Source organism: Streptomyces sp. PKU-EA00015, from assembly GCF_013387495.1.
GTDB lineage: Bacteria > Actinomycetota > Actinomycetes > Streptomycetales > Streptomycetaceae > Streptomyces.
Map to the genome: position 1 here is coordinate 19,155 of NZ_JABZEE010000070.1, position 24,077 is coordinate 43,231.

The 24,077-nt window shown below is 70.8% G+C and carries 17 protein-coding genes; 7 read left to right on the forward strand and 10 right to left on the reverse strand.

Annotated elements, in window-relative coordinates:
* The first annotated feature begins 37 nt into the window (after nucleotides 1–37).
* From HW130_RS31845 to HW130_RS31855, 3 genes are read left to right on the forward strand one after another with little or no spacing between them, the layout of a single operon-like run.
* Nucleotides 38–955 carry an ABC transporter permease gene (locus HW130_RS31845; RefSeq protein ID WP_177153243.1) on the forward strand — a complete coding sequence of 306 codons (918 nt, stop codon included), beginning with the start codon at nucleotides 38–40 and terminating at the stop codon, nucleotides 953–955.
* Nucleotides 948–1,727: an ABC transporter ATP-binding protein gene (locus HW130_RS31850; RefSeq protein WP_177153244.1), complete on the forward strand. Its 780-nt coding sequence runs from the start codon at nucleotides 948–950 to the stop codon at nucleotides 1,725–1,727. The genes HW130_RS31845 and HW130_RS31850 overlap by 8 nt, the downstream gene beginning before the upstream one ends.
* A gap of 43 nt (nucleotides 1,728–1,770) precedes the next feature.
* Nucleotides 1,771–2,712: a serine/threonine-protein kinase gene (locus HW130_RS31855; protein ID WP_177153245.1), complete on the forward strand. Its 942-nt coding sequence runs from the start codon at nucleotides 1,771–1,773 to the stop codon at nucleotides 2,710–2,712.
* A 382-nt stretch (nucleotides 2,713–3,094) separates the two neighbouring features.
* Here HW130_RS31855 and HW130_RS31860 read toward each other — a convergent pair whose 3' ends face one another.
* Complete coding sequence (locus tag HW130_RS31860) at nucleotides 3,095–8,029, reverse strand: NAD-glutamate dehydrogenase (protein ID WP_177153246.1); 4,935 nt, start codon at nucleotides 8,027–8,029, stop codon at nucleotides 3,095–3,097.
* A 367-nt stretch (nucleotides 8,030–8,396) separates the two neighbouring features.
* On the opposite strand from HW130_RS31860, the gene HW130_RS31865 reads away from it, so the two are divergent.
* On the forward strand, nucleotides 8,397–8,969 hold the full coding sequence (locus tag HW130_RS31865; RefSeq protein ID WP_177153247.1) for a DJ-1/PfpI family protein: 573 nt from the start codon (nucleotides 8,397–8,399) through the stop codon (nucleotides 8,967–8,969).
* Nucleotides 8,970–9,008: 39 nt separating this feature from the next.
* On the opposite strand, the gene HW130_RS31870 is transcribed toward HW130_RS31865, so the two are convergent.
* Nucleotides 9,009–9,686 carry an HAD family hydrolase gene (locus HW130_RS31870; RefSeq protein ID WP_177153248.1) on the reverse strand — a complete coding sequence of 226 codons (678 nt, stop codon included), beginning with the start codon at nucleotides 9,684–9,686 and terminating at the stop codon, nucleotides 9,009–9,011.
* A gap of 49 nt (nucleotides 9,687–9,735) precedes the next feature.
* Nucleotides 9,736–10,242 (reverse strand): DUF6912 family protein, encoded by a 507-nt coding sequence (locus HW130_RS31875; RefSeq protein ID WP_177153249.1) that lies wholly within the window; start codon nucleotides 10,240–10,242, stop codon nucleotides 9,736–9,738.
* 280 nt (nucleotides 10,243–10,522) lie between these two features.
* On the opposite strand from HW130_RS31875, the gene HW130_RS31880 reads away from it, so the two are divergent.
* The gene (locus HW130_RS31880; RefSeq protein ID WP_177153250.1) at nucleotides 10,523–10,954 is read left to right on the forward strand and encodes an Rv3235 family protein; all 432 of its coding nucleotides are present in this window, start codon (nucleotides 10,523–10,525) and stop codon (nucleotides 10,952–10,954) included.
* A gap of 917 nt (nucleotides 10,955–11,871) precedes the next feature.
* Here HW130_RS31880 and secA read toward each other — a convergent pair.
* Entirely contained in the window at nucleotides 11,872–14,688 is a 2,817-nt protein-coding gene (gene secA / locus HW130_RS31885) for a preprotein translocase subunit SecA (protein WP_177153251.1), read from the reverse strand.
* 241 nt (nucleotides 14,689–14,929) lie between these two features.
* Between secA and HW130_RS31890 the strand changes: the two genes are divergently transcribed.
* Nucleotides 14,930–15,505: a GNAT family N-acetyltransferase gene (locus HW130_RS31890; protein ID WP_177153252.1), complete on the forward strand. Its 576-nt coding sequence runs from the start codon at nucleotides 14,930–14,932 to the stop codon at nucleotides 15,503–15,505.
* 46 nt (nucleotides 15,506–15,551) lie between these two features.
* On the forward strand, nucleotides 15,552–16,715 hold the full coding sequence (locus HW130_RS31895; protein ID WP_177153253.1) for a winged helix-turn-helix domain-containing protein: 1,164 nt from the start codon (nucleotides 15,552–15,554) through the stop codon (nucleotides 16,713–16,715).
* A gap of 23 nt (nucleotides 16,716–16,738) precedes the next feature.
* On the opposite strand, the gene HW130_RS31900 is transcribed toward HW130_RS31895, so the two are convergent.
* From HW130_RS31900 to mtrA, 6 genes are all read right to left on the reverse strand, one after another.
* Nucleotides 16,739–17,494, reverse strand: coding sequence for a response regulator transcription factor (locus tag HW130_RS31900; RefSeq protein WP_177153254.1), 756 nt, complete (start codon nucleotides 17,492–17,494; stop codon nucleotides 16,739–16,741).
* 208 nt (nucleotides 17,495–17,702) lie between these two features.
* Nucleotides 17,703–18,392, reverse strand: coding sequence for a ribosome hibernation-promoting factor, HPF/YfiA family (hpf, locus tag HW130_RS31905; protein ID WP_177153255.1), 690 nt, complete (start codon nucleotides 18,390–18,392; stop codon nucleotides 17,703–17,705).
* Nucleotides 18,393–18,736: 344 nt separating this feature from the next.
* Nucleotides 18,737–19,453, reverse strand: a complete 717-nt coding sequence (locus HW130_RS31910; RefSeq protein WP_177153256.1) for a ComF family protein — start codon at nucleotides 19,451–19,453, stop codon at nucleotides 18,737–18,739.
* A gap of 89 nt (nucleotides 19,454–19,542) precedes the next feature.
* Nucleotides 19,543–21,390, reverse strand: a complete 1,848-nt coding sequence (locus HW130_RS31915) for an LpqB family beta-propeller domain-containing protein (protein WP_309140643.1) — start codon at nucleotides 21,388–21,390, stop codon at nucleotides 19,543–19,545.
* A complete protein-coding gene (gene mtrB / locus HW130_RS31920; RefSeq protein ID WP_177153257.1) occupies nucleotides 21,380–23,386 on the reverse strand; it encodes an MtrAB system histidine kinase MtrB in 2,007 nt (668 codons plus the stop codon). Before mtrB ends, HW130_RS31915 begins: the two co-directional genes overlap by 11 nt.
* A gap of 1 nt (nucleotide 23,387) precedes the next feature.
* Nucleotides 23,388–24,077 (reverse strand): two-component system response regulator MtrA, encoded by a 690-nt coding sequence (gene mtrA, locus HW130_RS31925; protein ID WP_305737816.1) that lies wholly within the window; start codon nucleotides 24,075–24,077, stop codon nucleotides 23,388–23,390.

Here is a 24,077-nt window from a genome sequence, read left to right on the forward strand (position 1 = left end):
AAACTGCTTTCCGCCGTCACCACGAGAGCGACCCCGCGTGACCACAGCCACCCCGTCCCGGCCGTCCCCGGCCGCCGCCGCCCCGCCCACCGACCTCGCCGCGCTCGCCGCCCGCCACGGCCTGACCGTCAGCGGCGCCCGGCCATCCCTCGGCGCGTACATCCGCCAGCTCTGGTCGCGACGGCACTTCATCACCGCCTTCGCCACGGCCAAACTCACGGCCCAGTACAGCCAGGCGCGCCTCGGGCAGGTCTGGCAGCTCGCGACCCCGCTGCTCAACGCCGCCGTCTACTACCTGATCTTCGGCAAGCTGCTCGGCACCGGCGACGACGTCCCCGACTTCGTGCCGTTCCTCGTCACGGGCGTCTTCATCTGGACGTTCACCGCGAACTCGATCATGGCCGGCACCCGCGCCGTCTCCGGCAACATCGGGCTCGTGCGCGCGCTGCACTTCCCCCGCGCCTCCCTGCCCATCGCGCTCGCCCTCCAACAGCTGCAGCAGCTGCTCTTCTCGCTCGGCGCGCTCGTCGCCATCCTGTTCTGCTTCGGCGAGTTCCCGAGGGGCTCCTGGCTGCTCGCGATCCCCGCGCTCGTCCTCCAGGCCACCTTCAACACCGGCCTGTCGATGGCCATGGCCCGGATCGCCGCCCGCACCCCGGACGTCGCCCAGCTCATGCCGTTCGTCCTGCGCACCTGGATGTACGCGTCCGGCGTGATGTGGTCCATCGACAAGGTCCTCGGCAGCGACCGGCTGCCCCACCTCGTGGCCGTCCTGATCCGGTACAACCCGGCCGCGCTCTACATCGACCTCGTGCGCTTCGCGTTCATCGAGTCCTTCACCGCCGACCGGCTGCCCCCGCACGTGTGGGCCGCCGCCCTGCTCTGGGCCGTGCTCGCCGGCGCCGGCGGTTTCCTGTACTTCTGGAAGGCAGAGGAGCAGTACGGCCGTGGCTGATCCGGCAGAGCCCGTCCCCACCGTCGTCGTCGACGGCGTCCACATCACGTACAAGGTCAACGGCGCCCGCACCGGCAGGGGCAGCGCCACCTCCGCGCTCAGCCGGATCGTCTCCCGCCGCGCCACGCCCGGCGTGCGCGAGGTGCACGCCGTCAAGGGCGTCAGCTTCGCCGCGTACAAGGGCGAGGCGATCGGCCTCATCGGCTCCAACGGCTCGGGCAAGTCCACCCTGCTCAAGGCCATCGCGGGGCTGCTGCCCACCGCGAAGGGCACGGTCTTCACCCACGGCCAGCCCTCGCTCCTCGGCGTCAACGCGGCCCTGATGTCCGATCTCACCGGCGAACGCAACGTCGTCCTCGGCGGGCTCGCGATGGGCATGACCCGCCGGCAGATCCGCGAACGGTACGACGACATCGTCGACTTCTCCGGCATCAACGACAAGGGCGACTTCATCTCGCTGCCGATGCGCACGTACTCCTCCGGCATGGGTGCCCGGCTGCGCTTCTCCATCGCCGCCGCCAAGAGCCATGACGTCCTGCTGATCGACGAGGCCCTGTCCACGGGCGACGCCCGCTTCCGCCGCCGCAGCCGGCAGCGCATCGAGGAGCTGCGCAAGGAGGCGGGCACGGTGTTCCTGGTCAGCCACAGCAACTCGACGATCACCGAGACCTGCGACCGCGCGATATGGCTGGAGGCTGGGGTCCTGCGGATGGACGGGCCCGCGAAGGAAGTCGTGGCGGCGTACGAGGAGTTCACCGGAGGGAGGAGGTGACGGCGGCGGGGTAGGCTCCCCTGCCGTCGGCGAGGGGGTCGGGATGAGGGGCAAGCGTGGTCCGGAGCCGTTGCGGGACGAGGACCCGCGGGAGATCGCGGGATACGTCCTCACGGCGCGTATCGGCGAAGGCGGCATGGGAACGGTCTTCCTCACCCGCGGCCGCGACGACGGACTGCCCGTCGCGCTGAAACTGATCCGCCGCCAGCACGCCGAGAACGAGAAGTTCCGGCGCCGCTTCGCCCGCGAGGTGGAGGCGGCGCGCACGGTCCAGGGCCACCATCTGGTGCCCGTGGTGGACCACGACACGGACGCTGAACGCCCGTGGCTCGCCACCCGCTACGTGCCGGGCCTGCCGCTCGACGAGGCGCTCGGCGAGTTCGGGCCGCTGCCGCTCGACTGCGTCCTGCGGCTGACGGCCTGCACGGCGCGGGCGCTGAGCGCGGTGCACGCGACCGGGCTGGTCCACCGGGACGTGAAGCCCGCCAACCTGCTGCTGACCGCGCGGGGACCGTGGCTGCTCGACTTCGGCATCGCGCGGGCCTGGGATGCCGTGGGAGGCACGTCCGCGCTGACGACGGTGGGGCGGATGGTCGGGACGCCGAAGTACATGTCCCCGGAGCATGCGCTGGGCCGTGCGCTGACGCCCGCGTCGGACGTGTTCACGCTCGGCCTCGTCGCCGCGGAGGCGGCGACGGGACGCCACCCGTACGGCGAGGGCGGCGGCCTGGTCGTCGCGACCCGCATCGCGGGCACGGCCCACGAGCCCCCGGACCTGAGCGTCCACCCCGAACCGCTGCGCCGCCTCCTGACGGCGACGCTCGCGCCCCGCCCTGAGGACCGCCCGCCGGCCGCCGACGTGGCGTCGCTGTGCACGCCGCCCCACCACTCCCCGGACTGGCTACCGCCGTCCGTAACAGCGGCGGTCACCGCGATCCACCGCTCCACCCTCCCCCCGGACCCCCGCACGTCCCCCTGGCGCTGACCCGAGCCGGCGGCACAGGTCCCCCGCGCGGGGGCGAAGCCGCCGCCCGGGCGGGACGTCAGGAGCCGCATACCGATGGCATGCACGGCGAAGCACCCACTGTCAGGAACCGCACCCGCGCAAGCCGGATCCGCCCGGCGCCCACGGCGCGAAGCCGCCGCCCCAGTGGGCGCAGGCGGCGTCGGGGCGCCTGCCCCAGCCCGCCCCGGGGCGAGAGGCTCTCCCCACGGTCACGAACGGCGCCAGCCAGACCACCCAGTACGCGGCACGGAAGCCGCCGCAGGGGCATGGGGCGTCAGCCCCACGCCCGACCAGGGGTCTGGGGCGCAGCCCCGGTTACGGGAAGGGGCGGGGTGGGGAAGACCACCCCGCCCACCGCCCCTCAGCGATGCATCCGCAGCAACTGCCGCATCGTCCGCATCGCCACCGACAGATTCGCCAGATCGAACGTGTCCGATCCCTGGATCTCGTCCAGCGTCGACCGCGCCCGCCCCAGCAGCGCCGCGTTCTTCTGCTCCCAGGCCTTGAACCGCTCCTCCGGCGTCGCGCTGCCGTTGCCCACCGACAGGACGTCCGCCGTCAGCGACGCGTGCGCCGCGTACAGGTCCTCGCGGATCGAGGCGCGGGCCATCGACTGCCAGCGGTCCGCCCGCGGCAGCTCGATGATCCGGTCCATCAGCTGCGTGATCGAGAGCCGGTCAGCGAGGTCGTAGTACACCTCGGCCACCGCCAGCGGCTCCTGTCCCGTACGGTCCGCGATCGCCACGATGTCCAGCGTCGGGAACGCCGACGAGAACCCGGCCACCCGCAGCGCGAGGTCCTCCGGGACACCCGCCGAGGTGAGCTCGTCCAGGATGCCCTGGTACCACTCGAGGTCCGCGCCGCGCAGCATCTTCGGCAGCGAGGCCCACACGTCCTCCACCCGCTCGGCGAAGAAGTCGACGGTCTCGGCCAGCTCCAGCGGCTGCGGCCGGTTGCCCAGCAGCCAGCGCGTGCCGCGCTCGACGAGCCGGCGCGAGTGGAGCCGGATGCGCGTCTGGACATCGGCGGCGACCGTGTTGTCCAGCGCCTCCACCGCGTCCCACACCGCGCTGAGACCGAAGATCTCGCGGGCCGCGGTCTGCGCCCGCACGATCTCCTCGACCGACGCGCCGGTCTCCTCCCGCAGGCGGTGCAGGAAGGTCGAACCACCGGTGTTCACCGTGTCGTTGACCAGCACGGTCGTGATGATCTCGCGGCGCAGCGCGTGCGCGTCGATCGCGTCGCCGTACTGCTCGCGCAGCGGCTTCGGGAAGTACGCGTGCAGCAGCCGGCGCAGGTACGGGTCGTCCGGCAGCGTCGTACGGATCAGCTCGTCGGCCACCGTGATCTTGGTGTACGCCATCAGCACGGCGAGCTCCGGCTGGCTGAGCCCCTTGCCGGCGTTCAGCAGCTCCCGGATGTGGCGGTCGTTGGGCAGGAACTCCAGCGCCCGGTCCAGGTGCCCGTCCCGCTCGAGGCGCCGCATGAAGCGCTGGTGGGCGTGGAGCAGGGACGGCGACTGCGTGACCGCGTTGGCGAGGGCGACGTTCTGCGCGTAGTTGTTGCGCAGGACGAGCGCGCCGACCTCGTCGGTCATCTTCGCCAGCAGTTGGTTGCGCTGCTTGACGGTCAGATCGCCGTCCGCGACCAGCCCGTTGAGCAGGATCTTGATGTTCACCTCGTGGTCGGAGGTGTCCACACCGGCGCTGTTGTCGATCGCGTCCGTGTTGACCTTGCCGCCGTGGCGGTCGAACTCGATACGGCCCAGCTGGGTCAGACCCAGGTTGCCGCCCTCGCCGACGACCCGGACGCGCAGGTCCTCGCCGTTGACGCGGATCGCGTCGTTGGCCTTGTCGCCGACATCGGCGTGCGACTCGGTCGACGCCTTGACGTACGTGCCGATACCGCCGTTCCACAGCAGGTCGACCGGCGCCTTGAGGATGGACTGCATCAGCTCGGCGGGCGTCAGCTTGGAGACGCCCGGGTCGATGCCCAGTGCCTCGCGCATCGCCGCGTTGACCGGGATCGCCTTGGCGGTGCGCGGGTGGATGCCGCCGCCGTGCGACAGCAGCTCCGTGTTGTAGTCCGCCCACGACGAGCGCGGCAGCTCGAAGAGCCTGCGCCGCTCGGCGTACGAGACGGCCGCGTCCGGCGTCGGGTCGATGAAGATGTGCCGGTGGTCGAAGGCCGCGACGAGCCGGATGTGCTCGCTCAGCAGCATGCCGTTGCCGAACACGTCACCGGACATGTCGCCGACGCCGACGACCGTGAAGTCCTGGGTCTGGGTGTCGTGGCCCAGCTCGCGGAAGTGCCGCTTGACGGACTCCCACGCGCCGCGGGCCGTGATGCCCATGCCCTTGTGGTCGTAACCGGCCGAGCCGCCCGAGGCGAAGGCGTCGCCGAGCCAGAAGTCGTAGGAGACGGCGACCTCGTTGGCGATGTCGGAGAACGACGCGGTGCCCTTGTCGGCGGCCACCACCAGGTAGGTGTCGTCCTCGTCGTGCCGGACGACCTGCGCCGGCGGGACGACCTCGCCCGCGACCATGTTGTCGGTGATGTCGAGCAGCGCCGAGATGAAGGTCCGGTAGCAGGCGATGCCCTCGGCGAGCCAGGCGTCGCGGTCCACGGACGGGTCCGGGAGCTGCTTGGCGACGAAGCCGCCCTTCGCGCCGACCGGCACGATCACGGTGTTCTTGACCATCTGTGCCTTGACCAGGCCGAGGATCTCCGTACGGAAGTCCTCGCGCCGGTCGGACCAGCGCAGACCGCCTCGCGCGACCTTGCCGAAGCGCAGGTGCACGCCCTCGACGCGCGGCGAGTACACCCAGATCTCGAAGGCGGGGCGGGGGGCCGGCAGATCCGGGATGGCCTGCGGGTCGAACTTCATCGACACGTAGCCGTGCTGCCCGCCGTCTTCCGTCTTCTGGAAGAAGTTGGTGCGCAGCGTCGCCTTGATGACGGTGAGGAAGGAACGCAGGATGCGGTCCTCGTCGAGCGAGGCGACCTGGTCGAGCGCGCCGTCCAGCTCCTCCAGCAGGCCGTCGGTCAGCTCGGTGCCCGCACGCTGGCGCTCCGGCGACATCCGGGCCTCGAAGAGGGAGACCAGCAGCCGGGTGGTGTGGACGTTGTTGCGGAGGGTGTCCTCCATGTAGTCCTGGCTGAAGGTCGAACCGGCCTGGCGCAGGTACTTCGCGTACGCGCGCAGCACCATGGCCTGGCGCCAGTTCAGCCCGGCGCCCAGCACCAGGGAGTTGAAGCCGTCGTTCTCGGCCTGGCCGGTCCACACCGCGGCGAACGCGTCCTGGAACCGCTCGCGGGCGTCGTCGGCGAGGTAGTCGCCGTTGCCGTCGGACTTCGGCATGCGCAGGCCGAAGTCGTAGATCCACGCGTGCGTACGGTCGGCGCAGCGCAGCTCGTACGGACGCTCGTCGATCACCTCGACGCCGAGCCGGTTGAGGACCGGCAGCACGGCGGAGAGGGAGACCTGGTCGCCGATCCGGTAGATCTTGAAGCGGCGCTCGCCCGGCGCGGCGACCACCGGCTCGTACAGGGAGAGCGCGAAGTCGCGGCCGGAGCTCGTGACCTGCTCCAGGTTGACCAGGTCGGCGACGGCGGAGCGCGGCGAGTGGTCGGCCTTGTAGCCCTCGGGGAAGGCGTTGCTGTACTTGCGCAGCAGCTCGGCGGCGCGCTCCTCGCCGGTCTCCGCGTTGAGCGCCTCGGCGAAGCCGTCGGCCCAGGAGCGGGCGGCCTCGACCAGCCGGGCCTCGATGCGCTCCTTGTCGGCGTCGGTGAGGTGGGTCAGCTCGGTGCCGGTCGCGACGCGCACGACGAAGTGCAGCCGGGTGAGCACCGACTCGGTGCTCATGAGGGTGAAGTCGACGCTGGTGCCGCCCAGCTCCTCCTTGAGGATGCCGGTCAGGCGCTCGCGGACGGTGGTGTTGAAGCGGTCGCGCGGCAGGTAGACGAGGGCCGAGTAGTACCGGCCGTACTCCTCCTGGCGCAGGTACAGCCGCAGCCGGCGGCGCTCCTGCAGGTAGAGGACGCTGGTGACGATCTCGCGCAGCTCGTCGGGCGGGGTCTGGAACAGCTCGTCGCGCGGGTACGTCTCCAGGATCTGCAGCAGGTCGCGGCCGTCGTGACTGCTGGGCGCGAAGCCGGCTCCCTGGAGGACCTCGTCGACCTTGCGGCGGATGACGGGGACGCGGCGCACGGACTCGGTGTACGCGGCGGAGGAGAACAGGCCGAGGAACCGGCGCTCGCCCACGACGTTGCCCTCGGCGTCGAACTTCTTGACGCCGACGTAGTCCAGGTAGGACGGCCGGTGCACGGTGGCACGGCTGTTGGCCTTCGTCAGGACGAGCAGCTTGTGCTCACGGGCCTTGGCGCGGGCGTCGGCGGGCAGCCTGCTGAACGAGGGGCTGACCGGGTGCGCCTCGTCCTCGCTGTGGTGCGGGTCGGAGCGCAGGATGCCGAGGCCGGTGCCGGGAACGGCGGCCAGCGCGTCGGAGTCGGTCAGCTCGTACTCGCGGTAGCCGAGGAACGTGAAGTGGTCGGCGGCGAGCCAGCGCAGCAGCTCGCGGGCCTCCTCGACGTCCTGCTCGCGCAGGTCGTCGGCGGTCGGCTCGTTCGGCAGCTCGTCGGCGATGCGCAGCGCGCTGTCGCGCATCTTCTCCCAGTCCTCGACGGCCTCGCGGACGTCGGAAAGGACGCGCAGCAGGTCGGCGGTGATCTGCTTCAGGTCGGCGCGGTCGGTCTCGCGGTCGATCTCGACGTGGATCCAGGACTCGACCAGCGCGTCGTGCGGCAGTCCCTTGGCGCTCGGCTCGGCCGGCAGCACCTCGATGAGCTTGCCGGTCACATCGCGGCGGACGACGACCTGCGGGTGGATGACGACGTGGATGCCGCGGCCCTGCCGGGAGAGCTCATTGGTGACCGAGTCGACGAGGAAGGGCATGTCGTCGGTGACGACCTCGACGACGGAGTGGCTGCAGGTCCACCCGTTCTCTTCCACGGTCGGGGTGTGGACCCGGACGTTCGCCGTGCCCTGGGGGCGGTTTTCGGCGAGCCGGTAGTGGGAAAGTGCCGCACCGAAGACGTCGACCGGGTCACGGTCGGTGAGGTCCTCGGGAGCAGTGTGCAGGTAGTAGCGCTGGAGGAACGAGAGCACGGTGTCCCGGTCGGGACGCTTCCCCTGCTCGGCCCCAGTCGGAAGGTGCCCCCCGACCGGGCTGTTCTCAGCTACCCGGGCAGCCCGTGCGAGCAGCTCGGCCTTGGCTTCGTCCAGCTTGGTCTGCATGTCCTCTGGCTCCTGTCGCGCGCCGTTGCGTGACGTAGGTGAAAGATGCTGCGACGCAACGCCACGACGCGGGGTGTCCGGTCGCAGTCGACGTTATGCCGCGATGAGAGATGTCCGATCCGTTTTCAGCCGATTCAGGCGGGAAGGCCGGACAGAGAAGATCAGGTATCGCCCGGGCACGGTGGCACTCCGGGCGCAGGCCGGGGGCTTCGCTGCCCCCACGGCGTATCGCGCTGATCACGCCCCCAGGCTATCGCCCCTGACCCCCGAACCGTCATGAGCCGTATGTGTACAAAAGAGGGCCCCGAAGTTTGACACTCTGGACAGCGACACAGGCCCTTCTGGCAACCACTCACCGGGAGCAGCCATGACCACGAAGATCCTCATCGTCACCGGGGACGCCGCCGAGTCGCTCGAAGTCCTCTACCCCTACCAGCGGCTGCTGGAGGAGGGGTACGAGGTGCACATCGCGGCCCCCACCCGCAAGAAGCTCCAGTTCGTCGTGCACGACTTCGAGCCGGGCTTCGACACCTACACCGAGAAGCCGGGCTACACCTGGCCCGCCGATCTGGCCTTCTCCGAGGTCGACACCGGGGCGTATGCCGCCGTCGTGATCCCCGGCGGGCGCGCCCCGGAGTACCTGCGCAACGACGCCGAGCTGCGCAAGATTCTCAAGGCCTTCTTCGACGCGGACAAGCCCGTGGCGCAGATCTGCCACGGTCCCCTGCTCACGGCGGCGATCGGCGGCGTGGAGGGCCGCCGCGTGACCGCATACCCCGCTCTGGAACTCGACATGCAGGCGGCCGGAGCGTCGTTCAAGGACTCGGAGGCCGTCGTCGACGGCACCCTCGTCTCGTCGCGAGCATGGCCGGACCACCCCGCCTGGATGCGCGCGTTCCTCGAAGTACTGCGCGAGAAGGCGCCCGTCACGCGGGACTGACAGGCGGGCGAACACCGCCGCCCGGCCCCGGTCGGGCGGCTACGCCGCGGTCACGAGCTCCTCCGCCACGGCCACGGCCTCGTGCAGCGAGTCCACCACCGGCACCCCCGCCTTCTTCAGGCTGCCCCTGCTGTGCGATCCGCCTGTGTAGAGCACGGCCTTCGCCCCGACGTGGCCCGCCGCCACGGCGTCGTCCACCGCGTCACCGATGACCACGACGCGGTCCGGCATCACGCCCTCCAGGGCGGCCAGATGGCGCACCATGTGCTCCGCCTTGCCCGTGGTCGAGGCCCCGACGCGCCCGTCCACACGGACGAACCGCTCCTCGATGCCGTGCCGGCGCACGATCGGTATCAGATGCTCGTGCGGGGCCAGGGACAGCAGCGACTGGGTCAGCCCGGACTGCTGCCGCCCCGCGAGCAGCTCGGCAGCGCCCGCCGCCAGACCGCACGCGTCGGCCCTCGCCCAGTAGTGCTTGTGGAAGGCGGCGTCCATGACGAGCCACTCCGCGTCCGTGGGCAGCCGGCCCATCAGCCGCTCGTAGAAGCGCGGGACGGGCACGCAGTACAGCTCGCGGTAGCGCTCGAGCGTGATCTGCTCGAGCCCTATCTCCGCGAAGGCGGCATTGGTCGCGTCGATGACCGCGGCGATGTCGTCGAGCAGTGTGCCGTTCCAGTCCCACACCAGGTGGGCGCTGTGGTGCCCCGAAGTCCCCATGCCGAGAAACGGTACCGGCCGGGTACGACAACAGTGCTCCGGCCCCGTGTCAGCCGACGATGTTCGGGATCTCCTGCACGCCGTACCAGAGCAGCTCGTGGTCCTCGGCGCCGTCGACGGTGAACCGGGCGTCGTCGTCCCCGTGGTCGGCGGCGCCGAGCGCGTCCACCGCCGCGGTCACGTCGGCCACGGCGTCGTCGGCGTCGACGTGGACGGCCGCGGCCTTGGACATGGGCACGGCGGCGGCGATGCGGACCTCGCCGAGCGCGCTCGCGTCAAGTACCTGGTCGGGATCGGCGATGGCGTCCTGGTCACGCACGTCGACGGCGACGACGACGCGGCGGCGGGGGGCGTCGGGGGCGCCGGCCAGCAGGCGCAGGGAGGCGGCGGCGGCACGGCTGAGCGCCGCGTACTCCAGCTCCTCGATGTCGTCGGACACGTACCACTCGCGCAGGCCCGGGGTGACCGCGTACGCGGACAGCGGGCCGGGGCCGAGCTCGCCCGTCTTGTGCGCCTCTGCGAGACCGGGAAGGGTCAGGGGGACGTAGACGCGCATGGCTGGCCGCTTTCGTAGTCGGAAATGCGCCCTCAGGATACGTGCGACGTCCCCCTTCGGGGGTCTGCCCGGGCCTCTCAGAGCGTCCACCGCACGCACTTTTGGAACGGCGTGCGCGCAGGCGTGCCACGGGCCGGTCCACCCTGATAGGTGATCCTTCCCGGGCAGCCGACAGGAGGGCCGGGGTTGTTGCAGCCGGTCCGGACGCGCCGTACAAGTTCCCCGTCGAAGCTACTTCCCGGTATCCCCTTGGGAACCAGGCACATCGGGGGCGATCTGCATGGACAGGACCCGGCCCGCGGGCCGACGCGACCAGCGAAGGCCCGCCGCGGCGGCGGCCACGGCGCTGACGCGCGCACGAGGCAGGCAGCACAAACCGCACTACTGGTTCGCCGACCGCCTGCTGGCGGTCCTGAGCGGCCAGCGCCCGGTGCACTGGATGCTCGGGCACACGATCGGCGAGGCGTACGAGCAACTGGTCCACCTGGCCCCGGGAGCGCCGCTGCGCCCGGCGGACCGGGTGATGCCGGTCGTCCGCCACTGCGGCGAGTTCCACCCGGGGCCGGGCGTGATCGAGGCGTTCGCCCGCATCGGCTCGGGCGACCGGGTCACCGCGATGGCGTTCCGCCTGGAACAGGGCTCGGACCGCCGCTGGCGCTGCGCAGCGGTGGAACTGGGCGGCGAACGCAACACGACGGAGGGCCGCGCCTGACCCGCGCGGGCTGGGCGCCGGGCACGGCCCGCCGTGCTGGGTGGGCACGGCGGCCCGGTCGCCGGGCCCGCGGGCCGAAGCGAATGCACGCGTGTCGACACCGCGACCATGGCCAGGCGCCCACCGCTGGAGGCGCGGGCGCGCGTCCGCGGGTGGACAAGGAAGCAGCCCGCCCGCAGGGGCGGCTGGGCGGCCGCCGCGACGGCGCCGGGGCGCGTCCGCGGCAGCCCATTGGGCCGGGTGGCCCGGCTGGGGGCGCGGCCCGTGGGTGACAGGCCCACGCACGAACATGCCGACAGCCGACCGGCTCCGGCCGCGGTGGCACCGGGGCTGGCGGGGCCCGTCCGCCGGGGCCGCAGGCCGACGCAGGCGTACGCGCGTGCAGACGACCGGCTCCGGCCACGTGCCCGCCGCCGAAGGCACGGGCGCGGGTGCCGGCCGACCGGCGGCGCGCGGTGCAACCTACTGGAGATGCCACTCCGCCCATGTGCGGGCGCAGGAACGGCCCCCGCTGGGCGTAGCGCGGGGGTGGGGCCCGTCGGGATCGGCATGGGCGCTGGTCAGCCCCGTGGCGGCACCTGCAGCCAGCGGGGACGCAGACACGTGGGTCCGGACGCAGCCCGCCGACCGGGCGGGCGCAGACGAAGACCTCGCGACAGAGGGCGACGCTCCAACCGAACAGACCGGACACCCGCGCAGCGGAGTGCTGCCACAGGCCGGAGGACCCATCTCCCGGGACCCGTCCGAGAGCCCCAGCCGGCCTCCACGGGGCCAGAACGTCACCTGGGCACGAGGCAGGAGGCCCCTCCAAAACCAGCCAAGTCCGCCCTCCCGGCCCAGCGGGCCCGCGGGGCCACACACGACACCGGGGCCGGACACCCCTCGGTGTCCGGCCCCGGATCGATCAACCCGCCGCGTTACTTCTTGCGGCGGCGACCGCCGCCCTTCGCCGCCTTGCGGCGCTCGGCACGGGTCATGCCGTCCGTCTCCGACCGCGGCCCGCCGTCGTTCTCGAAGTCGCCTTCGACGACGCCGCCCTCGCCGTCCACGGTCGGCGCCGAGAAGTGCAGGCGGTCCGGACGCTGCGGGGCCTCCAGGCCCTTCGCGCGGATCTCCGGGCGCGCCGCGCCCGCCGGCACCGCGTCCTCCTTGGCCAGCGACGTCTTCTCGGCGGCGTCCTGCACCGGGACCTCCTCGACCTGCTGCTCGACCTGGACCTCCAGGTTGAACAGGTAGCCGACGGACTCCTCCTTGATGCCCTCCATCATCGCGGTGAACATGTCGAAGCCCTCGCGCTGGTACTCGACCAGCGGGTCCTTCTGCGCCATCGCGCGCAGGCCGATGCCCTCCTGGAGGTAGTCCATCTCGTAGAGGTGCTCGCGCCACTTGCGGTCCAGCACGGAGAGGACCACGCGACGCTCCAGCTCACGCATGATGTCCGAGCCGAGCTGCTTCTCGCGCTCGTCGTACTGCGCGTGGATGTCTTCCTTGATCGTCTCGGCGATGAACTCCGCGGTGATGCCCGCCCGGTCGCCCGCCTCGTCCTCCAGCTCCTCGATCGTGATCTTGACCGGGTAGAGCTGCTTGAACGCGTTCCACAGGCGGTCGAGGTCCCACTCCTCCGCGAAGCCCTCGGCCGTCTCCTGGCGGATGTAGTCGTCGATGGTGTCGTCCATGAAGTGGCGCACCTGCTCGTGCAGGTCCTCGCCCTCCAGGACGCGCCGGCGCTCGCCGTAGATGACCTCGCGCTGACGGTTGAGCACCTCGTCGTACTTGAGGACGTTCTTGCGCGTCTCGAAGTTCTGCTGCTCGACCTGGGACTGCGCGGAGGCGATCGCCCGGGTCACCATCTTGTTCTCGATCGGGACGTCGTCGGGGACGTTCGCCATCGCCATGACGCGCTCGACCATCTGCGCCTTGAACAGTCGCATCAGGTCGTCGCCCAGCGACAGGTAGAAGCGGGACTCGCCCGGGTCGCCCTGACGGCCGGAACGACCGCGCAGCTGGTTGTCGATGCGGCGCGACTCGTGCCGCTCGGTGCCCAGCACGTACAGTCCGCCGAGCTCCTTGACCTCGTCGTGCTCCGCCTTCACGGCCGCCTCGGCGCGCTCCAGCGCGGCGGGCAGGGCCGCGGCCCACTCCTCGACGTGCTCGACCGGGTCGAGCCCGCGCTGGCGCAGCTCCGCCTCCGCCAGGTCGTCCGGGTTGCCGCCGAGCTTGATGTCGGTACCACGGCCGGCCATGTTGGTGGCGACGGTGACGGCGCCGCGGCGGCCGGCCTGGGCGACGATCGTCGCCTCACGGTCGTGCTGCTTCGCGTTGAGCACCTCGTGCTGGATGCCGCGCTTGTTGAGCTGCTGCGAGAGGTACTCGGACTTCTCGACGGAGGTGGTGCCGACGAGGATCGGCTGCCCCTTCTCGTGCTTCTCCGCGATGTCGTCCACGACGGCCGCGAACTTGGCGACCTCGGTCCGGTAGATCAGGTCCGACTGGTCCTTGCGGACCATCGGCTTGTTGGTCGGGATCGGCACGACGCCGAGCTTGTAGATCTGGTGGAACTCGGCGGCCTCGGTCATGGCCGTACCGGTCATGCCGGAGAGCTTGTCGTACAGGCGGAAGAAGTTCTGCAGGGTGATCGTGGCGAGGGTCTGGTTCTCGTCCTTGATGTCCACCCCTTCCTTCGCCTCGATCGCCTGGTGCATGCCCTCGTTGTAGCGGCGGCCGGCGAGGATACGGCCGGTGTGCTCGTCGACGATCATGACTTCGCCGTCCAGGACGACGTAGTCCTTGTCCTTCTTGAACAGCTCCTTGGCCTTGATGGCGTTGTTCAGGTACCCGACGAGCGGGGTGTTGACCGACTCGTAGAGGTTGTCGATGCCCAGCCAGTCCTCGACCTTGGCGACGCCGGCCTCGTGAATGGCGACGGTGCGCTTCTTCTCGTCGACCTCGTAGTCGCCGGTCTCCTCGATGCCCTTGAGCGGGTTGCCCGGCTCGCCCCTGGTGAGACGCGTCACGAGCTTGGCGAAGTCGCCGTACCACTTGGTGGCCTGATCGGCGGGCCCGGAGATGATCAGCGGCGTACGGGCCTCGTCGACGAGGATCGAGTCGACCTCGTCCACACAGGCGAAGTTGTGGCCGCGCTGGACCAGTTCTTCCTTGGACCACGCCATGTTGTCGCGCAGGTAGTCGAAGCCGAACTCGTTGTTCGTCCCGTACGTGATGTCGCAGTTGTACTGTTCGCGGCGCTGCGCGGGCGTCATGTTCGCCAGGATGCAGCCGACGGTCAGGCCGAGGAACTTGTGCACCCGGCCCATCAGCTCGGAGTCACGCTCGGCGAGGTAGTCGTTGACCGTGATCAGGTGGACGCCCTTGCCCGACAGAGCGTTCAGATACGCGGGGAGCGTGCCGACGAGGGTCTTGCCCTCACCGGTCTTCATCTCCGCGACGTACCCGAGGTGGAGCGCGGCGCCACCCATGAGCTGGACGTCGTAGTGGCGCTGGCCGAGAACGCGCTTGGCGGCCTCGCGGACGGTCGCGAACGCCTCGGGCATCAGATCGTCCAGGCTCTCGCCGTCGGCGTGGCGCTGCTTGTACTCCTCGGTGAGCGCCCGCAACTCGGCGTCGGAGAGGTTGACGAAGTCCTCTTCGATGGAGTTGACCTGGTCCGCGATGCGGTGCAGTTTGCGCAGGATCTTGCCTTCGCCTGCACGCATGAGCTTGTTGAAGACGGACACTGAGGCTGGTCTCCTTGCCGGTCGGGCCTGGCACTGGGTCGTGTGACGGACACTGGCGCGGGCACGGCAGGTGGTCCCCACCGCATCGGCCATCGTAAGCGAGGACACCGCCACGTCGGGAGGTCCATCGCCACGCGGGCCTGCCGTCCGCCCTACAGGAGAACGCACGGGAAGCGCCGAAGGTGCCGGGGAGCGGCCAAAAGTGCTCGCATCGGGCGGAGGAGGTGTCCACAATCCCGGCATGGAGCCGATCACACTCACCACCGAGCGCCTGCTGCTGCGTACCTTCACGGCCGCGGACACCGAGGCCGTCTACCAGTCCTGCCAGGACCCGGACATCCAGCGGTGGACGACGGTTCCGTCGCCGTACGAACGACAGCACGCCGTCGAGTTCACCGAGCACATGGTCCCGGACGGCTGGCGCAACAGCACCATGTGCACTTTCGCCGTGCTGCCGCGCGAGGGCGGGCCGCTGATGGCCTCGGTCGCGGTCACTCTGCGTACCTTCTCGGGCACGTGGGAGATCGGCTTCTGGACCGGCAAGGAGCACCGGGGGCGCGGGGTGATGGCCGAGTCCGTCGCCGCCGTCTCGCACTGGGCCTTCATGCGGCTCGGTGCCACCCGGCTGGAATGGCGGGCCGAGGTGGGGAACAAGGGCTCACGCGCGGTCGCCGAGAAGGCCGGATTCCGCATCGAGGGCGAGCTGCGCGCCGCCCTGCTCAACAAGGGCACGCTGCGTGACGTGTGGGTCGGCTCCCTGCTGCCCTCCGATCTCGGCCTGACGAGCGCCCACCCCTATCTGCCCGCCAGTACGTGACCCATTCCCCGGCCGGTTGTCAGTGACGGCCTCTAGGGTGCCCACCATGACCACGCTGCCACCGCCCGTCATCGACCTGTCCGCCGACGAGGCGCGCCGCATCGCGCTGCGCGCCCAGGGACTCCTCGGCGCGCCGGACCGGCGCGGTGGCGTCCGCGGCGTGCTGCGCCACCTCGGAGCGGTGCAGCTGGACACGATCTCGGTGCTGGCACGCTCGCACGAGCTCATCCCGTACGCGCGTCTGGGCGCCGTGGGCCGCAGGACGGTCGAGGACGCGTACTGGACGGAGAGCCACAGCTTCGAGTACTGGTCGCACGCCGCGTGCATCCTCCCCGTCGAGGAATGGCCGCACTTCGCCTTCCGCCGCCGCGCCTACCGCACCCGCCCGCAGTGGTACCACGACCTGCCGGACGGTGCGTACGACGCGGTGATCAAGCAGCTGCACGCCGAAGGTCCGCTCACCGCGACCGAGTTGGGCGGCGCGAAGAACGGCGGCGAGTGGTGGGACTGGTCCGCCTCCAAGGTCGCCGTCGAGCGTGCCCTGATGTACGGGGAGGTGGTGTGCACCGAGCGGCGCAGCTGGAAGCGCGTGTACGACCTCGCGGAGCGGGCGATCCCGGACGCCGTCCTGCACGACGACCTGGACGACAGGGAGTGCCTGCGCCGTCTCGTCCGCCTGGCCGGCCAGGCGCTGGGCGTGGGCACCCGCGCGGACATCGCGGACTACCACCGTCTCAAGGGAGAGCAGTTCGACGCCGTGGTCGCGGACTCCGGTCTGGTGCCGGTCACGGTCGAGGGGTGGGGCAAGCGCGCATGGGCCGATCCCGCGGCCCTCGCGTCCCCGCCGCGCGGCCGGCACCGGACGACGCTGCTCTCCCCGTTCGACTCGCTCATCTGGGAGCGGGCGCGCACCGAGCGCATCTTCGGCTTCACCCACCGCCTGGAGGCGTACGTCCCCAAGCAGAAGCGCGTCCACGGGTACTTCGCGATGCCGCTGCTGGCTGGCGGGCGGCTCCTCGGCCGGGTCGATCCGGCGCGCGAGGGCCGGACGCTCGTGGCCCGGCAGGTGTCCCTGGCGGGCCCCAAGGCGGTCGCCCCGATGGCGCAGGCGTTGCGCGAGGCAGCCGAATGGGTGGGGTGCGACGCCGTCCGCGTCGAGAAGGCCGACCGTCCCGAGCTCGCGGCGGATCTGGTCCGGGCACTGGGCTGACGCGCCCCGCACCGCCGCCGGTCTCAGCGGATCTCGAGGATCTTCTCCCGCATCGCGTAGACCACGGCCTCCATCCGGGAGTGGAGCTGCAGCTTCTCCAGGATGTTGCGGACGTGGTTCTTCACGGTGTTCTCGGAGATGAACAACTCCTTGGCGATGTCGCGGTTGTTCATCCCCGTGGCGACGAGCTTGAGCACCTCCAGCTCCCGGTCGGTCAGCCGGGGGGCCGGCACGAGCCTGCGCTCGTCGGTGCGCTGGATCATCGACTTGAACTCGGTGAGCAGCTTGGAGGCCATGGAGGGGCTGATCTGCGACTGGCCGTCGGCGACGGCGCGGATCGCGGTCGCGACCTCGTCCGTGGAGATCTCCTTGAGGAGATAGCCCGTGGCGCCGGCCTTGATCGCGTCGTAGAGGTCGGCCTCCTCGTCGCTGATCGTCAGCATGATGATCTTGGCGCTGGGGGCCACCTCCTTGATGGAGGTGCATGCCTCGATACCGCCGCGCTTGGGCATCCGCACGTCCATCAGCACGATGTCGGGCAGCAGGTCGGCCGCCTTGTCCACCGCCTCCGCCCCGTCACCGGCCTCGCCCACGACCTGGATGTCCTCCTCCTGCTTGAGGACGATCTCCAGCCCTCGCCGGAAGAGCGCGTGGTCGTCCACCACGAGCACCCGGATCGGCTCGGCCGCGCAGGAGCCGCGCGGCTCCTCCGCCTCGGTGTCGACGACTGCGGGGCGGCCGCCCGCTTCGCTGTGCACCGGCCCGAAGCTGTCCGCCATCGTTCCTCCCCCTGAAGGCCGTGGCCCGAAGATCATGTCTGGTCTGCCAACCTCATTGCGACGCAGATCCGTTGGCTTGCCACACCATGCTTTCATGCCCGGACGACAGAGCGGTGATCCAGTGGTTGCACGGGGGTGCCCCTGGGGGGCGCACAGGGCGCTCCAGGGGCACCACTTCATCGCTGACGGGGCTCAGTACGCGCCGGGGTCAGCCGCCCAGCGCACCTCCGGCTCCACCTGCCTCGGAACCGGCCAGCGGGTCGGTCTCCAGGCGGATCACGCCGTAGTCGTAGGCATGCCGCCGGTAGACGACACTGGGCTGCTTCGTCTCGGAGTCGACGAAAAGATAGAAGTCATGGCCGACCAGCTCCATCTCGTAGAGAGCCTGGTCGAGCGACATCGGCGCTGCCGTGTGCAGCTTCTCGCGAACCACCAGCGGTCCCTCGCCCTGTACTTCGAGCGAACCGATCCGGGTGGTGGGAATGGATTCCGTCGCCTCTTCGGCGAGAGTCTTGCCATTGGCGTTCAACTCGGCGACACCGGGCACCACATCGGCCACCTCTGCCGCCGACAGCCGACCGGTGCCGCGCCGGGTGTGGCGCTTGTCGTGCTGCTTGCGAAGCCGGGCCTCCAGCTTGCCGGTGGCGAGGTCGAGCGCTGCGTACGGGTCGGCGGCAGCTGCCTCCGCCCGGATCACCGGGCCGCGGGAGCGAAGCGTGATCTCCACACGGTCGGAACGGTCTGCCTGCCGCGGGTTGTGCTCCTTGGACACCTCGACGTCGAGGCTGATCACCTTGCCGTCGAGCTTCTGGATCTTCTCCAGCTTCAGCTTCTCGGCCACGTGCTTGCGGAACCGCTCGGGCACCTCGGTCTTGCGGCCCTTGACGACGATGTCCACGCAGAACTCCGTTCCCGGATAACTCCGACGGCTCACCGGCCGCGGAGCATCTCCCTCTTGCACCAGGCTCCGGTGATCACCGGGGCCTCGGACTTGGCGACTTTCACCTCCTCCTCCCCAGTCGACAAGATCCCCACCCCACCCAATTTCGAGGCTGTCCCTGTCCCGAATCCCCGGCCGGGAAATCGGCAGCGCATTCGGTGAGGTTCGGGCATCGCCATTCCTCACAACCGAACATAGCTCGCTCGGACGGATGTCGGCACCCGATACCTGAAGGTACCTCCGATCAGGCGTTTTTGCCCTCTCACTACCTGCAACGATGCAAGTTCCTCTTCAGTTCCGGTTTATTCGAAGGACACCGGTGGCACCGCCACGACTGCCGCACTCGGCCGTACTGATCCCGGACCCGCCGCCTCCTCCACGGCACTCAGTGCCCGCGCCGCCTCCACCAAAGAAGCGCCGGTCGTCATGACGTCGTCCACCAGCACTGCTGTACCGCCCTTCAGCAGCCGCGCCGCCCCCTGCCGCAGCCGCAGTGCCCCTGAGAGATTGACGAGCCTCTCGCGGGCGGTCAGCCCCGCCTGATCGGCCACCGGCCGGTGCTGGCGCAGTACCGGCAGCACCTGAGCGGGGCACCCCGTGCGCCGCAGCTCGGCCGCCGCCGCCAGCGCGATCCGGCGCGCCGGATCATGACCGCGAGCCCGCACCGCCCTGCGGGCGGACGGCACCGGCACCAGCAGCAGCGCCCCGTGCGCCGCACCATGGGGCCGCCGGGCAGATGCCCGCACCGCGCCCGCGAGGGCCCGGCCGAGCGGCCTGGAGAGCCCCAGCGCACCCCGTTCCTTGTGCGCGAGCAACACGGCCCGCACGGCATCGGTGTACTTGGCGGCGGCATGCACCACCGGCAGGCCCTCCGGCTCCGGCACCGGTCTCGCACGCCGTGCCGGCCTCCCGTGCAACGCGGCCGCGCAGCGCTCGCACAGCTCGGTACGCGGCCTGCCGCAGCCGCCGCAGGCAACCGGCAGCACCAGACCGGAGATCTCCCGCCACCATCCCCGCACGGAAATCCACTGTGCCGAGGTCCCCACCCGGGGGCCACCCCTGTGGACAACGCACCGGAACCCGCCCACCGGACGGGAAAAGGTCCCTGTCAGCCGGGATAGACGGGTGACGACCCCTTCTCGACCACCGTCTGCCAGTTCGCGCCGGCCGGCAGACGCACGATGCCGTCCTCCTCCGAATGCGCCACCAGCGGCCTGCTCTCGTCGTCCGACGCGGCGACCGCCTTGACCTGGTTCAGGCCCGGCAGGATCGCGTTGGGAGACGTGGACCCGTCGGTCTGCATGTAGCGCACCTGCTGGACCCCGCCGGACTCCTTGCCGACCACGACCAGCCGGCTGGGACCCGCCCAGGACACCGCCGTCACCGTCTCCAACTGAGGAGCCGCCGGACGCAGTTCGGTCACGGTCACGGCAAGGTCGTCGCTCGGGCCGTGCCGCTCCACGCGCCCGATCTTCAGCGTCGTCCTGCCGTCCTTCGTCAGCAGCAGCGCCACGCGGACACCGTCCGCCGACACCTTCACCGCCTCGATCCGGGCACCGTCGAGCCCCGGCACGATCTTGACGTCTTGAGGAGTCTCCTCACCACCGGGCACCCGCATCAGCGCCGGATCGGCGGCATCCCGGTCCGCGACCCACAGGTCTCCCCTGCCGTCCCAGCTGGGTGCGGACAGACGGTTGCCGCCCTTGCCCCGGCTGGTCACCAAGGGACCGCCCAGCTCCGTACCGGAGGTGATGGACGCCACGTACAGCTTGCTCCCGTCGGGGGAGACCGCCGCCGCCGTGCGCTCGTCGCGGGAGACCGCCACCGAACTCATCGACAGAGCGCCGTCGCCGAACGGCCCCGGCACGTTCTGCGGCGCGCCGATCTCCTTGGTCCCGGCCGCGAGCAGCGCCAGCCGGTGCTTCTCGTCGACGAAGTACTGGTTGTCGTGGGTGTCCGAGCCGTGGTCCGGCGCGTACTCCTCGGCCTGGCCGGCGGTGAGCACGCACAGCTGGCTGCCGTCCGACCGCAGCAGCTCCACCTGCTCGGCACGCGAGGACGACAGGTCCTTGAGCGTGAAGAGGATCTGCGCGGCCATCCTCGTGCACTGCGGCCTGCCCACGCCGGACGCCTTGCCGTTCAGCGGGACCCTCAGTCCGTTCCGGTCGTCGAACGACAGCGACCTGGTGCCCTTCTTCAGGGCCGTGCCCGTCGGGAAACGCGACTCGACCACCGGCTTCAGCCAGTTCGTCGGGCCCTCCAGCAGCGCGGAGACGGCCTGCGTGACCGGGTCCTGCCGGGTCACCGGGTCCTGCCGCTGCCGGATGTAGACGGGATCGGCCACCATGACGCTCCGCCCGGAGGCGAAGTAGTACTTGTTGACCGAGACGTAGTTGCGCTCGAAGTCCGACGCACCGAGCAGCAGACCGGGCGGCAGACTGTCGATCCGCCACTCCTTGCCGTCGGGACCGCTCTGCTGCGACAGGTGAATGGTCCTGCGGTAGTCCGCGGGCGTCACCGGCTGATAGGCGCGCTGGGAATCCACCGTGGCTATCTGGCGGCCGAACAGCGGATAGTTCATGCCCGGGTCGTCCCGGTCGCCGAGGACCGGCATGCCGGGGACGGGCGCGGCCTCCAGAACCGTCGTGCTCGCCTCGGGCCGCCACTTCTGCGACGTCTCCGGCGTGAGGTACGAACGGGCCGTGGCGAAGTTCGAGTCGTCACTGGTCATCGCTTCGAGGAAGCCCGTGACGATCTCGTCGGGCGTCGCGCCCTTGCGCGGCTGCACGGCGTACACCCGGACCTGCGAGTCGCCGCGCTGCGACGCCTTCACGGGGTGCACGTCGCCACTGTCCGGCATCGACGCGCATCCGGCGAGCAGCACACCGCTCGCACCGAGCAGCGCCACCGCACGTGCCCCACCCGCGCGCCCCTGACGACGGGGATCAGCGCCCACGACTCGTGCCCTCCTGCTCGGTCGGAACCTTGCCCGCGGCCTCGTCGCCCCGCTCCCCGGCCGGCCGCGCCACGACCCGGGCACCACTGCCCGGCAGCGCCGCCGGGTCGACGCCCCGCGGCGCCGCGCCCCGCACCTGGCCGGGCAGCGGCGCGAACTCGGCCCCCGCCTGCACGGGCACGGACGTCAGCCGGTGCCCGTTCACCGGTGCCTCGGCCGAGGACCGCGCACGCTCACGGTTCTGCCGCGAGTCCTCGGGCTCGAGCGGGATCGGTGAACCGCGCAGCGGCTCGTCCGCCGTACGCGGCAGGGTCAGCCTGAACTGCGAACCCCCGCCCGGCTCCCCCCAGGCCTGCAGCCAGCCGCCGTGAAGACGGGCGTCCTCGACGGCGATCGACAGCCCCAGACCGGTCCCGCCCGTGGTGCGGGCGCGCGCCGGATCGGCGCGCCAGAACCGGTTGAACACCCGGGTCGCCTCGCCCGGCTTGAGTCCGACCCCGTAGTCCCGCACGGCGACGGCCACGGCCCCGCCGGCGGCCGCCATGCGCACCACGACGTCCCGGCCCTCGCCGTGCTCCACGGCGTTGACCACGAGATTGCGCAGCACACGCTCCACCCGGCGGGCGTCGGCCTCGGCCACCACCGGCTGCTCGTCGCCGGCCACCCGTATCCGGGAGCCCTTGCGCTCGGCCAGCGGCTCGGCGCCGCCGATCACGCGCCGTACCACCTCGCGCAGGTCTATCGGCTCCGCCTCCAGCGCCGCGGCCCCGGCGTCGAAACGGCTGATCTCCAGCAGGTCGGACAGCAGCGACTCGAAACGGTCCAGCTGGTCCCCGAGGAGCTCGGCGGAACGGGCCGTCACCGGGTCGAAGTCGCTGCGCGCCTCGTGGATGACATCGGCCGCCATGCGCACGGTCGTGAGCGGCGTCCGCAGCTCGTGCGACACGTCCGACACGAAGCGGCGCTGCATGCGGGACAGCTCCTCGAGCTGCTGGATCTTCAGCTGAAGGTTCTGCGCCATCTTGTTGAAGGCCTCACCGAGCCGGGCGATGTCGTCCTCACCGGTGACCTTCATGCGCTCCTGGAGCCGCCCGGCGGCAAGCCGCTCGGCGATCCCCGCGGCCATGCGCACGGGTGTGACGATCTGGCGCACGACGAGCCACGCGATGGCGCCCAGCAGGACCACGACGAACAGCCCGGCCGTGGCGAGCGTCCCCCGGACGAGGTTGAGGGACTGCTCCTCCTGCGCCAGCGGGAACAGGTAGTACAGCTCGTACGGCTGCCCCTCGATGTCGTTCAGCCGGGTGCCCACGACCAGCCCGGGCTCTGGGTCGAACGCGTTGTTCCAGTACCGGATGCTGACGTACGTCTCGTACGTCCCCGAGCCCTGGCCCACGGCGTCCCGCAGCGCCTGCGGAATGCTCGCGGGGTCCACCAGACCCGACGTACGCGGCGCGCGCCCGGACCCGTCCTGTTGGGAGTCGGCGCTGAGAGCCACCACGTTGTACGAGCCCTGACCGCCGCTGGCGAGCTGCACGACGAGATCGGACCGCCATGAGTTGGCGTTCCTGCCCGATGCCGCACCGTCCGGGCCCACGGGGTCGACCGGCGCACTGGCCAGTTCCCGCGCGACGGCGAAGCCGCCGGCCGCCTGGCTCTGCGCCGCCTTGCTCTTCGCGTCGAGCAGACCGTTGCGCACCTGCCCGATCACGACGAAACCGAGGAGCAGAACCACACCGAGCGACATCAGCAGCGTGGTCACGACCACGCGGAGCTGGATGTTCCGCCGCCACAGGCGGACAGCGGGCAGCAGGGGACGGCGCAACCAGCGCATCACGAGCCGAGGCACAGGCCCGCCGGACGCCGCCCCGTCCGGGAGCAGCAGGCCCCCCTGGAACAGGCGGCCGAATCGCGCGGGCTTGCGCCCCGGTCCGGCAGCCCGCCCCGTACGGACTCCCGGCTCCCCGGGCTTCGGAGCAACGCTGCCAAGGGACATGTCAGCTCGGCCCGGCCTTGTAACCGACACCCCGGACGGTCACCACGATCTCCGGCCGCTCCGGGTCCTTCTCGACCTTGGAGCGAAGCCGCTGCACATGGACGTTGACCAGTCGGGTGTCCGCCGCATGTCGGTAACCCCAGACCTGCTCGAGGAGCACCTCGCGGGTGAACACCTGCCACGGCTTGCGCGCGAGCGCGACCAGCAGGTCGAACTCCAGCGGCGTCAGCGCTATCGACTGACCGTCCCGCTTCACGGAGTGCCCCGCCACATCGATCACCAGGTCACCGATGGCAAGCTGCTCCGGAGCAGGATCCTCCGACCTCCGCAGCCGCGCCCGGATACGGGCGACAAGCTCCTTCGGCTTGAACGGCTTGACGATGTAGTCGTCGGCCCCGGACTCGAGACCCACCACCACATCCACCGTGTCGCTCTTGGCCGTCAGCATCACGATCGGCACACCGGACTCCGCCCGGATGAGCCGGCACACCTCGATGCCGTCCCTGCCGGGCAGCATCAGGTCCAGCAGCACCAGGTCCGGCTTGCTCTCCCGGAAGGCGGCAAGTGCCTTGTCACCGTCCGCTACGAACGACGGCTCGAAACCTTCACCACGCAGCACAATCCCGAGCATCTCGGCCAGCGCGTTGTCGTCGTCGACGACAAGGACTCGTCCCTTCATATTCGACATCAT